Source organism: Chryseobacterium aquifrigidense (assembly GCF_006716485.1).
Taxonomy (GTDB): domain Bacteria; phylum Bacteroidota; class Bacteroidia; order Flavobacteriales; family Weeksellaceae; genus Chryseobacterium; species Chryseobacterium vietnamense.
Window position 1 is genome coordinate 1517108 of sequence record NZ_VFPD01000001.1, and the last position, 12180, is coordinate 1529287.

The window sequence follows — 12180 nt, forward strand, 5'->3', positions numbered from 1 at the left end:
CTACAGATGAGGAATTTTTGGCGAATGTTAACGGAGAAAGAAACTGAGCGTTTTACACTGTAGGCGCAACTGAGCAGGTTTTCAAACCTAAAAATAGTATCCGCGCATGCATTCATGAGACTACCACCATAACCGCAGATGGCACAGTGAAATTACGATTACTTGAATCTGCGAAAACACCTGATTTTACCATTCCCTCTGGATCTACTGTTACTGCGTGGGCAAAATTTTTCTTACGAGAATTTCAATTTCCGGGTAAATTACAAATTAACTCTTCTTGATTGACTAACACTGCTCTATGATTGACGAAGTCTTCTGTTAATAAAATCTTCGCATTGATACCAACTCCTTTGAATGTGCTTGGTCACCCTGTTATAAACAATAGTGGGCGCGGTGAAATAGTTTCTATATCATTAAACGGATAAAAGTTCACGAATTCTGTTCTTGGGTTACAGCTCCATATTCTGTTTGTTCTAAAGTTTGACTTTTTGGAATTGCTGTAAACAGGAACTCCTTCACTCAATCAATCTTTAAATTCGATTTATATTCAAAAAATATATTCTGGTACAATTAAGTATATTATTACCAAAATTTTTTCCATGTTGAAAAAGATGTAATCCATATAAAAACAATCATTTAAGGGAATCCAAACAATCTATTCTGTTAATATATACGCAGATGATATAAAACTCAGCTATATTCCCTTTAAATAGCTAAAATTTGATTAAATTTACATCACCAATGCATAGAATTCATGCATTATAAAAACATCCAGAAAACTTCTATGAACAAGAAAAGTGCAACGATATATGACATTTCCAATAAGCTCAACGTAAGTGTTGCCACTGTTTCGAGAGCATTGAATGACCACCCAAGAATAAGCGTAGCAACTAAAGAGCTGGTCCGCAAAACGGCCAAGGAAATGAACTATAAGCAAAATAACCTTGCTAAAGCCTTAAAAAGTGGTGAAACCAAAAATGTAGGGATTATTGTTCCCTACATCAATACCAATTTTTTTTCCTCAGTAATACGGGGAATTGAGGAAGAACTCTCTCCACTTGGTTATCATGTCATCATCTGCCAGAGTCACGAAGATGTCAATATTGAAAAAAGACAGCTTAACACTTTGCTGAATGCTCAGGTAGATGGTATTTTCATGTCTGTATCCAAAACAACAACAGATATTAATCACATCAGAAACATTCTGGATACGTCAAATACTCCGATTATCTTTTTTGACAGAAAAAAAGATATCGCTGGCATCAGCACCGTAACGATTGATGATTATCGGGGAGGATATATGGCTACAGAACACCTCATCAAAGAAGGTTATAAGAATATCTGTCATTTTGCAGGAGACCTTAATCTTGAAATTTACCAGAACCGTCTTAATGGCTATAAACAAGCCCTAATTGATCATAATCTTCCTATAAAAGAAGATAATATCATTCTTACAGGCAGTTCTATTGATGAAGGAACGGAAGCTATTAAAAAACTTTGGAGTAAAAAATCTGTTCCTGACGCTATATTCTCTTCCAGTGACTTTGCTGCTTTAGGTGCCTGTCAGGAATTAAAAAAGAGAAAAATAAAAATTCCTCAGGAAGTTGCCATTATCGGTTTTTCCAATGAGCCGTTTACTCAGTTTATGGAGCTTCCGATCAGTTCAGTGGATCAGACTCCAGTGTTGATGGGGAAAATGGCAGGACAGGTATTTTTAGAGAACGTAAAAGAAAACGGATCTGGCGTTTCTATTGAGAAAAAAGTGGTACTTACCCCTCAGCTTCATATCAGGAAGTCTTCAAAAAAGAAGTAATTTTTCTATACTTAAAAAATATCGATGCTATTGGATAGTCAATCACTTTATATTTTTCTTGGTGGCTTTGGTCAAATTATTTTATGGTTATCATATAAAATATTGAAAAACAGAACAACTTACCTGATTGTATTGTTCTTCACCATTTTGATCGCATTATTTGGTTATTTAAATATCAATAGAGAAACGCTAAAAATGCCAAATGGCAATGCTGCTACGTTTGCATTTTTGCCTTTATTATATATGGTCTATTACTGGATTCTAAGAAATTTATTTCTTATTATTTTCGGAAATGAACCTTTACTGACAGGCTATATGCAATCAAGCTGGGAGCAAGGTGAATACAGAAAATTACATATGGGCGATGCTGTTTTCACTATATTAACTCTTATATTACCTTTTTTAACAACCCTACTCTTCTAGCGAATTACCAATAAATAAAAGAAAATGCCTTCTACACTACGCAGAAAGCATTTCAATCCTAATTAGTATTTATAATAAAAAAACATTTTTATAAGCTCACCCCCCTTCTCCAGGGGATAAAATCATTTTGGTTTAAAACAGCAGCTTTGGTTTTTACTTCTCCACTGGCTATTTTGATGATAAACTCCAACAGTTCTTCTGCCTTTTCATCAATCGTTTTTTCCCCGGTGATGACATCGCCTGTATTAAAATCAATAATATCCGGCATTCTCTCGGAAAGAGAAGTGTTGGACGATATTTTTACCACTGGAACTACGGGATTTCCTGTCGGAGTTCCAAGCCCCGTTGTAAACAACACCACATTGGAACCTGAGCCCACCAAAGCAGTGGTACATTCTACATCATTTCCAGGTGTACAGAGTAAATTCAGCCCGGGTTTCTGAATGTATTCGGTAAAATCAAGGACATCATTGATGGGAGATGAACCTCCTTTTTTAGCCGCTCCTGCAGATTTCATGGCATCAGTGATCAATCCATCTTTAATATTCCCCGGTGACGGATTCATATCAAAACCAGATCCTGCAGCAACGACTGATTTTTCAAAGTCTTTCATTAACTGTAAAAATCTTTCCGCATCTTTTTCATTTACACAACGGTTCACCAGCTCCTGCTCTACTCCGCATAATTCGGGAAATTCCGAAAGAATAGTAGCTCCTCCTACTCCTGCCATTACATCTGATAACCGACCTAAAACCGGATTGGCAGAAATTCCTGAAAAACCATCTGAACCTCCACATTCCAATCCTACTACCAGCTTTGAAATAGATGCAGGCTCTCTTTGAATTTCATTCGCTTTTTTAATGGCTTCATAAGAATCTTTGATGATCCCGCTCAGCATTTCATCCACTGTTCCCGATTTCTGCTGTTCATATATGATAATCGGTTTTTTATGGTTGGGACTGATCTTTTCAAGGGCATCTTTAAAAATATCAACCTGTAAATTCTGACATCCAAGGCTCAAAACGGTTGCTCCTGCAACATTCGGGTTATTAACATATCCTGCCAATAAACGGCCCAATGCTTCAGCATCCTGACGAATACCGCCACAGCCTCCCTGATGGGTAATGAATTTAACGTCAATATTTTTAAAAACTCTGGAATCCTGATCTTCTTCAGTGATAATTTCTTCCTCAGAGTTATTGATCAGAGATCTTAGTAATAGTTGATGTTTTGTTGCTTTTTCAAATAGAAGTTCTTTTTCGAAAACTTCTTTTAAAATCTCTACATTTCTGTTTTCACAAAAGACTAAAGGAAAAAACAGCCATACATTTTCTGTTCCCACCTGTCCGTCTTCCCTATGATAGCCCATAAAAGTTCTATCCTTCCATAACTCCACATCCGGAGCTGTCCAGGAAATCGTTTCTGTTTTGCCTTCTACTTTTGCACTTTGATGTTTTACATTTCCGGTGGTAATCACTTCTCCTTTTTGGATGGGCTGACTTGCTTTTCCCACCAAAACACCATACATGATAATGGAATCTCCTACCGAAAGATTTTCTGTGACAAATTTATGTTTGGCTTTTGTATCTTTTACAATCTCATAGGTAAAATCACCCAACGTAACATTTTCACCCTGTGTAAGATCAACCAGCGCAACAGCTACATTATCATCAGGATTTATCTTGAGTACTTTTTTTTGCATGATATTTAAGAGTAAGATTGAACAAAGTTTTGATACGCTGTTTCCACATCATGATGGTCAATTTCCCACAATGCTTTTGCCACTGCCTCTTTCAAGCCTTCAACGTTGGTAAGATCTGTATCCCAGAAAGAAGTTTCACATAATGCCAGTTCTGCAACTTTTTGATAATCATTTGCTGTCCAGATTTCTTTGAATCGGTTGATTATTGCCTCTTCATCGTTCAACGGAAGGGCTCTCTCATCAAAACTTCCCTGGTAGAATCTGATTAAACTTGCCAAAGAGAAAGTTAAATTAAGTGGTAATTTCTGATTAATTTCTACATACCTCACCAGACTGGGCAGAATTCTTACTTTAAATTTAGAAACAAAATACAAAGCGATGCTTGCCAGATGATGTTTAATAAAAGGATTTCTGAACCTGTCAAATACTTCTTCTGCAAATTCCTTCAACTCATTTTCATCCAGGCCTAAAGTGGGGTTTACTTCATTAAAAATTGAATCTCTTAAAAACTGTCCGATAAATGAATTCTCAAGAGATTCTTTTACCGTTTCTTTTCCTGATAATAGTGCCGGAGCCAGCATTAAAGTATGGCCGCCGTTCAAAATTCTTACTTTTCTAAGACGGTAAGGCTGAATATCATCCACTACTAAAATCTGCTCATTGATCTGATCAAAAGGGATTCTCTCATTCAGATTTTTAGCATCCTGAATTACAAAAAGTAAAAATACTTCAGAAACAACCATCATCTGGTCTTCATAATCCAACTGTTCTTCGTAGGATTCTGCATCATCTTTAGGGTATCCCGGAACAATCCTGTCAACCAATGTATTGTGGAAATAATTACACTGTTCAATCCATTGCACAAAATCCTCTTTTAAATTCCATAATCTGGCATATTGAATAATAATCTCCTTTAAAACAAAAGCATTATCTTCAATCAACTCACAAGGGATCATTCTCAATCCTTTATCTGATGATCCTTTGAAATGTTTAAATCTTTCATATAATAAAACCGTCACTTTTGCCGGAAAGTTTTTGTGCGGGCCGGAATATTGATCTTCAGTTTCATCATACGCTATTCCCGTTTCTGTAGTATTGGAGAAAATAAATTCCAGTTCTTCTTCTTTTGCCAATGCAAGGAATTTATCATAGTTTGTATAGGGATTAATTGATTTCTGAATCGCAGAAATGACCATCTTTTCATCAATAATTTCACCTTTTTTAATTCCTCTTGTAAAGAGAGTATATAGATTGTCCTGCTCTTCAAGCTTATGAACAGAACCACCCTGCGTTGGCTGAACATTGACAATTCCGGCATTGAAACCTGCTTTTTTATTCAATTGATCAATCACATAATCAGTGAATCCTCTCATGAAATTTCCTCCTCCAAACTGTACGATTTTAATCGGAAGCTTTTCGTGAGAACCATTGAATTCACGATTTAATTTTTGTTTTATCTGATTTTCCATTTTTTCTAATTTGAATGAAACTATCTTAGAATCTGATAGCTTTTGTTTTTATTTAATCACTTTATATTTCGGAACCAAAGTCTTCATTACGCTCCAGGCAATCAGGTAAGCCACTGCACATACTGAGAAAATGATCATATAGCCTTTATCGATTCCATCTGAAATAATAGCTCCGGATTTTTCCAGATCATGAACAAAATTTTCAGGCAGACGCTCATGGATATATTGGGGATATTTTTCCAGTAAAGGTATTCCGTCCACAGTAGTCCATGCTTTATGAGCATGATCAAACAGGACTCCTGAAGATTTATTGATTAAAAATGATCCGATTCCTCCTGCCATTCCTCCGATTCCCGTAATGGTTGCGATTGCTTTTTTAGGAAACATATCACCTACCGTAGAGAATATATTGGCAGACCATGCCTGGTGTGCTGCTCCTGCAATTCCGATAATCAGTACCGGAATCCAATATGAAACAGAACCCAAAGGCTGGGCTAGCAGAGCCAGCAATGGGAAAAATGCGAAGATCAGCATCGCCTTCATCCTTCCTGTATAAGCATCTATTCCTTTTTTCTCCACAAAATATTTAGGAAGCCATCCTCCGATAATCGACAATAAAGTGATCATATAAAGAACAAATAAAGGAAATGCACTCTGTGTAGAATCCATTTTGTAAACGGAGCTTAAATAAGCCGGCGTCCAGAACAGGAAAAACCACCAGATTCCATCTGTCATAAACTTTCCAAAGGCAAAAGCCCAGGTTTGTCTGTGACTGAAACATTCCCTGAAAGAAAATTTCTTTTCCGGCAGCGACGCATCTTCTGCTGGAAAATCATCCTGATCCTGCTGAATATAGATAAGCTCATGCTCATTAACCTTGTGATGTTCGTGTGGCTTTTTGTAATAGAATACCCAGAGGCCCATCCAGACAAAACCTAATGCTCCAATAATGATAAATGCCCATTCCCAGCCCATCGATTTTGCGATAAAAGGAATGGTAACCGGTGCAGCTAATGCTCCAACCGTTGCTCCAGCATTAAAGATACTGGTTGCTAACGCTCTGTCTTTCTTTGGGAAATACTCTGCAGTAGTTTTTATCGCAGCAGGAAAATTCCCTGCTTCCCCAACAGCCAGAACGAAACGGGCAAAAATAAACAGTGTGACACTGGTACTGATGATAGCTCCAACATTATCTACTCTTCCGATAATCTCTTTGGATTCTTCAAAACCTACCCACCAGCTTCCGGTCAGAGCTCCTGAAGTAGCAATTCCGCAGAAAGCATGGAGTACAGCTCCTATTGACCATATTCCGATCGCCCAGAGAAATCCTTTTTTGGTATCCATCCAGTCTACAAACTTTCCGGCAAAAAGCATACTTATTGCGTAGAAAATAGAAAATAATGCAGTGATATTTCCGTAATCATTATTGTTCCAGTGAAATTCCGGAGCGATGAAATCTTTCCAGGTGAGAGACAGCACCTGCCGATCCATATAATTGATGGTCGTTGCAATAAAAAGTAGCACGCAGATCGTCCATCTGAAGTTACTTGGTTTCGGAGATATTTCTTTTTTCATATCAATCGTTAATAGTATTGATTTTTATTGATTTTAACAACAGAACAAGACAAAAACTATCCTTTCCATGCTATTTCAGCACAGAATCTATTAATTTTTTAAACCATTGTTATTTAATTAAAGAATTGAAAACAATTAAGTTGAGTTTCAATGATTACCTCATCAAAGTCTTTACTCAATTTTTAATTTTTTTACCGGCTTAAAACAAAATGTAAGGATCGTTATCTTAATTCATTAATAACCTGAATCGAATAGGCTACTGCTTCTGTAATCTTTTCATAATCATATTCTCCTTCCTCATTTTTTAGAAACAGCTGGGAACCCAATCCTACACAATAGGCTCCTGCAGAAATCCATTCGGTAATATTTTCTTTTGCAGGCATTACTCCGCCTGTAGGCATGATGTTTGACCATGGCATCGGGCCTTTTACCGTCTTGATAAATTCAGGGCCTCCTACCTGTGTTGCCGGGAATATTTTCACAATTTCAGCGCCTAATTCTTCGGCATAAGAAATTTCAGAAACTGAACCACAGCCAGGCATCCATGCAATTTTTCTTCGATTGCAAATTTTAGCGACTTCCGGGTTTAAAGAAGGTGCCACAATAAAGTTGGCTCCATTCTGAATGTATAAAGAAGCTGTTGCGGGATCAATGACAGAGCCTATTCCCAATATCATTTCAGGAATTTCTACGGCTGCATATTTTACCAGATTGGCAAAAACCTCGTGGGCAAAATCTCCCCTGTTGGTAAACTCAAAAACGCGGGCACCACCATCAAAACAAGCTTTTATAATTTTTTTGCAAACTTCAGCATCTGCATGATAAAATACAGGAACAATACCGGTTTGCTTAGCTTTTAAGGCTACTTCTATACGATTAAATCTTGCCATAATTATCTTTTTATTCTTCCTCCTGAATTTCCATTCATCACTTCCAGGATGTCTTCTACACTTGAATAGCTAATATCTCCCGGAATAGTATGTTTGATCGCACAGGCTGCGTTTGCAAAATTCAATGCTTTTTCATCATCAAAATTCTTTAAACCATAGATTAATCCTGCGGCAAAAGCATCTCCCGTCCCGATTCTGTCAACGACAGGATTGATTTCCAGAAGATCTGTTTCAAAGTAGTTTTCGTTTACCCACGCTCTTCCCTGTGTCTGCTGGGAACTTGCGGTAACCCCTATTCTTATTTTATCAAAAATCTTATGAACGGAAGGAATCTGTTGTTTTAATTCTTTACAGGCTTCAATAAAACCTTCTTTATCTGAAGAAAACCGGGTTCCGAGAATCTCATTAATTTCATTCACTCCTCCGATAAATATGGTGGAATAAGAAACCAGTTCTTTAAGCACTTCACTTCCATTTTTACCATATTTCCAAAGGTTTGAACGGTAAGCAGGATCGGCAGTAACTTCAATCCCAATGTGCTGAGCGGTTTTCAACCCTTCTTTTAAGGCTTCATAGGCTGATTCCGAAATACCGGGACTGATTCCTGTCCAGTGGAAGTATTCGCATCCTTCAAGCACTTTTTTCCAGTCTATTTTTTCCGTCCGGATGTTCGCAAAAGAACCGTTCAGCCTGTTATAAGCAATTCTGCTGGCACGAACTGATGATCCTACTTCAAGAAAATACAACCCCAGAGGATGTTCATTCTTGTCGATAAAGGTGGTATCAATGCCAAAACCCTGAATGAAAGAAACCGCAGATTCTCCGACAAAATCATCGGATACACAGCTGACATGCTGTACTTCGCAGCCCATTGTTGCCAATGAAGCAGCGACATTCAGCTCTGTTCCTCCAAAAAAGAACTCCATTTCATGACTTTGTTTCATGGTTCTGTTTCCGGGTGGAGAAAGCCTCATAATGACTTCACCAAATGTGACTATTTTGCTCATTGTATTCAATTAAAAATCAAAATAGTTTTTCGCGTTATGATAACAGATATCTGAAATGGTTTTCCCAATCAGCTCAATATCATCCGGCAGTTCACCATTCTTCATTTCTTCTCCGAAAAGATTACACAATACCCTTCTGAAATACTCATGCCTTGGATAAGAAAGAAAACTCCTGGAATCTGTCAGCATTCCTACGAAGCAGCTGATTAATCCCATATTGGAAAGGGCATTCATCTGTTTGATCATCCCATCTTTTTGATCCAGAAACCACCATCCGGAACCGAACTGTACTTTTCCTTTGATGCTTCCATCATTGAAATTTCCGATCATCGTAGCGAAAATCTCATTATCAGCAGGATTCAGATTATATAAAATGGTTTTTGTCAGCTGATCCTTTCCATCTAAAGTATTTAAGAATTTAGATAACGTTTCTGCCTGAACAAAATCTCCGATGGAATCCCAACCTGTATCCGGTCCAAGAATTCTATGCATTCTTTCATTGTTATTTCTCAAAGCTCCCAGGTGGAACTGCTGTACCCATCCGTATTTATGATAAGCCTCACCAAGGAATAATAAAATTGCTGTTTTAAATTGATTAACCTGCTTTTCAGCAATCACTTTTCCTGCCAGTTTATCATTAAAAATAGCATTCACTTCCGCTTCTGAAGCTTCTTCAAAAGAAATATTGTTTAAGCCGTGGTCACACAATCTGCAGCCATTTTCATGAAAATATTCAATTCTTTTAAGCAAAGCATCACATAAAGTCTGGTAGGAATTAATCTCAATACCTGCAGATACTCCCAGCTTTACCATATAATCTGCAAAATTGTGATTTTCAATTAAAATTGCTTTATCTGGACGAAATGCCGTGCTTACTTTGATGCTAAAATCGCTTTTCGCAAGGTCCTGATGGTAATTTAAAATATCTGTTGGATCTTCTGTAGTACATAAAGATTCTACATTCATCATTTTCAACAAACCTCTGGTTGATTTTTCCGGTGTCTGAAGCTGAGCGGTGATATTCTCATAGATCTCCGACGCGTTATTTTCACTTAATAATTCATCAATTCCGAAATATCTCTTTAATTCCAGATGAGTCCAGTGATATAATGGATTCCTCAATGTATAAGGAACCGTTTTTGCCCATGCTTCAAATTTCTCTTTATCTGTGGAATCTCCAGTGATGAATTTTTCATTCACACCCATGGTACGCATGGCTCTCCATTTGTAATGATCACCGGCAATCCATACTTTAGAGATATTTTCAAAAACAGTGTCTTCTGCAATATCTTTAGGGATCAGATGATTATGATAATCAATGATAGGTTGTTTTTCCGCAAACCTGAAGTAAAGTTCTTCAGCGTATTTATTTTGTAATAAAAATTGATCTGTTATAAAAGGTTTCATTCTAGTCTAATCTGTAGTTATTCATTAGCAGGTTTTCCTATGGTGGCGAGAATTCCACCATCAACGTAAATAATCTGCCCGTTGATGAATCTGCTTGCATCAGAAGCCAGGAAAATAGCTGTTCCTGCCAGATCTTCCGGATTTCCCCATCTTCCTTCCGGAGTTCTGCTGATGATAAAATCATTGAATGGATTTCCATCCACACGGATGGGTTCTGTCTGAGAAGTTGCAAAATATCCGGGTCCGATTCCGTTCACCTGGATATTATGTTTTGCCCACTCTGTTGCCAGGTTTTTAGTAAGCATTTTAAGACCTCCTTTTGCAGAAGCATATGCCACTACATTATCACGTCCCAGCTCACTCATCATTGAGCAGATATTGATAATTTTTCCGGATTTTCTTTTAATCATATATTTGCCGATTAATTTCGACATTATAAAAGGTCCGGTAAGATCCACATCAATTACTTTTCTAAAGTCTTCCACTTCCATATCAATAGCCGGGATACGCTTGATGATTCCCGCATTGTTGACAAGGATGTCTATTTTTCCATGGGTAGCTTCCATCAAAGCTACTTTCTGAGCTGCTTCCAGTTCATCAGTTACATCAAAAATATAGCCGGTTGCTTTATACCCTTTTTCGTGGTAATAATTCAAAGCTTCCTCTAATTTTGATGGCGTTGTGCTGGTAATTGCCAGTTCAGCACCAGCAGCAGCAAGGCCTTCTGCCATTGCCATTCCTAATCCGTGAGTGCCGCCTGTTACAACAGCTACTTTGCCGGATAAATCAAATAAATTCATTAGAAAAATTACTTTAGTTCGTTTGTTTTGATACCGTCCATATCACCGTAGTCCATATTTTCTCCTGCCATACCCCAGATAAAAGTATAATGAGTTGTTCCTACTCCTGAATGAATAGACCATTCCGGAGACAGTACAGCTTGTCTGTTGATCATAAACAAATGACGGGTTTCATGAGGCTGTCCCATAAAATGACTTACCGTCTGCCCTTCTTCGAGATCAAAATAAAAATATGCTTCCATTCTTCTGGAATGGGTATGGGCAGGCATTGTATTCCATACACTTCCAGGGTGTAGTTCCGTCATTCCCATCTGAAGCTGGCATGTTTCAACTACAGAATTCACAATCAGTTTATTGATCGTACGTTTGTTGGCGTACTTTTCTTCACCCAATTCCACAATTTCCGCTTCATTTTTCGTGATTTTCTTGGTGGGATATGAATGATGTGCCGGCGCTGAATTGATGTAAAAATAGGTTTGCTCTTCACCATCTTTTTCAAAAAAGACTTCTTTAGCTCCTTTTCCTACGTATAAAGCTTCTTTATTACCAAGGTTATATACCGTTCCATCTACCGTTACTTTTCCGGCACCACCTACGTTGATGATTCCCAGCTCTCTTCTGTCAAGAAAATTTTCAGCTTTCAGATCATCCGTAGATTCCAGCTTCAAAGCTTTGGAAGAAGGCATTATCCCTCCTACAATAAGTCTGTCATACATAGAATAGACTAATTTTATCTTATCCTCATTGAATAAATCATTGATCAGAAACTCCCTCCTAAGATCTTCTGTGGTATAATTTTTAACATCTTCCGGATGATGGGCGTAACGAAATTCTGACTGTATCATACTCCTATTTTTACTTTTCTTTTTTTGTGGTTTTCTCAAACCAGTTAAATTAAATGTAATCGATTGCATAAAATTACACTAAAATTGGCAGAAATACTTGTGGGATAAATATAGAATTATTCTTCAATTAGTTAACAAAAAATTAATTTAAATTTAAAAACATCTGATTTTCAGATATATAAAATTAAAAATTACACTTATTTTTATTGAAATAAAAACTTTTTATTCAATAAAAATTAACCAAAAACA

General features: G+C 37.2%; 11 protein-coding genes. 3 read left to right on the top strand and 8 right to left on the bottom strand.

Annotation, left to right across the window (positions count from 1 at the left end):
• Positions 1–110 precede the first annotated feature (110 nt).
• The 3 genes from traM (at position 111) to FB551_RS06740 (ending at position 2236) form a co-directional block, all read left to right on the top strand.
• Positions 111–281 carry a conjugative transposon protein TraM gene (gene traM / locus FB551_RS23655; protein ID WP_226798710.1) on the top strand — a complete coding sequence of 57 codons (171 nt, stop codon included), beginning with the start codon at positions 111–113 and terminating at the stop codon, positions 279–281.
• Between the two features lie 503 nt (positions 282–784).
• The gene (locus FB551_RS06735; protein ID WP_047433242.1) at positions 785–1813 is read left to right on the top strand and encodes a LacI family DNA-binding transcriptional regulator; all 1029 of its coding nucleotides are present in this window, start codon (positions 785–787) and stop codon (positions 1811–1813) included.
• A gap of 30 nt (positions 1814–1843) precedes the next feature.
• Positions 1844–2236 carry a hypothetical protein gene (locus tag FB551_RS06740; RefSeq protein ID WP_142016262.1) on the top strand — a complete coding sequence of 131 codons (393 nt, stop codon included), beginning with the start codon at positions 1844–1846 and terminating at the stop codon, positions 2234–2236.
• An 88-nt stretch (positions 2237–2324) separates the two neighbouring features.
• Here FB551_RS06740 and FB551_RS06745 read toward each other — a convergent pair whose 3' ends face one another.
• The 8 genes from FB551_RS06745 to kduI form a co-directional block, all read right to left on the bottom strand.
• Positions 2325–3938, bottom strand: coding sequence for a UxaA family hydrolase (locus FB551_RS06745; RefSeq protein ID WP_047430187.1), 1614 nt, complete (start codon positions 3936–3938; stop codon positions 2325–2327).
• A gap of 5 nt (positions 3939–3943) precedes the next feature.
• Positions 3944–5407 (bottom strand): tagaturonate reductase, encoded by a 1464-nt coding sequence (locus FB551_RS06750; RefSeq protein ID WP_047430184.1) that lies wholly within the window; start codon positions 5405–5407, stop codon positions 3944–3946.
• A 48-nt stretch (positions 5408–5455) separates the two neighbouring features.
• Positions 5456–6982 (bottom strand): MFS transporter, encoded by a 1527-nt coding sequence (locus FB551_RS06755; RefSeq protein ID WP_142016264.1) that lies wholly within the window; start codon positions 6980–6982, stop codon positions 5456–5458.
• A 221-nt stretch (positions 6983–7203) separates the two neighbouring features.
• Positions 7204–7872 carry a bifunctional 4-hydroxy-2-oxoglutarate aldolase/2-dehydro-3-deoxy-phosphogluconate aldolase gene (locus tag FB551_RS06760; RefSeq protein WP_047430178.1) on the bottom strand — a complete coding sequence of 223 codons (669 nt, stop codon included), beginning with the start codon at positions 7870–7872 and terminating at the stop codon, positions 7204–7206.
• A gap of 2 nt (positions 7873–7874) precedes the next feature.
• Positions 7875–8879, bottom strand: coding sequence for a sugar kinase (locus FB551_RS06765; RefSeq protein WP_142016267.1), 1005 nt, complete (start codon positions 8877–8879; stop codon positions 7875–7877).
• Between the two features lie 9 nt (positions 8880–8888).
• On the bottom strand, positions 8889–10286 hold the full coding sequence (uxaC, locus tag FB551_RS06770; protein WP_047430173.1) for a glucuronate isomerase: 1398 nt from the start codon (positions 10284–10286) through the stop codon (positions 8889–8891).
• A gap of 17 nt (positions 10287–10303) precedes the next feature.
• Positions 10304–11086, bottom strand: a complete 783-nt coding sequence (locus tag FB551_RS06775; protein WP_047430171.1) for a gluconate 5-dehydrogenase — start codon at positions 11084–11086, stop codon at positions 10304–10306.
• A gap of 8 nt (positions 11087–11094) precedes the next feature.
• On the bottom strand, positions 11095–11931 hold the full coding sequence (gene kduI / locus FB551_RS06780) for a 5-dehydro-4-deoxy-D-glucuronate isomerase (RefSeq protein ID WP_047430167.1): 837 nt from the start codon (positions 11929–11931) through the stop codon (positions 11095–11097).
• Between the last annotated feature and the right edge of the window lie 249 nt (positions 11932–12180).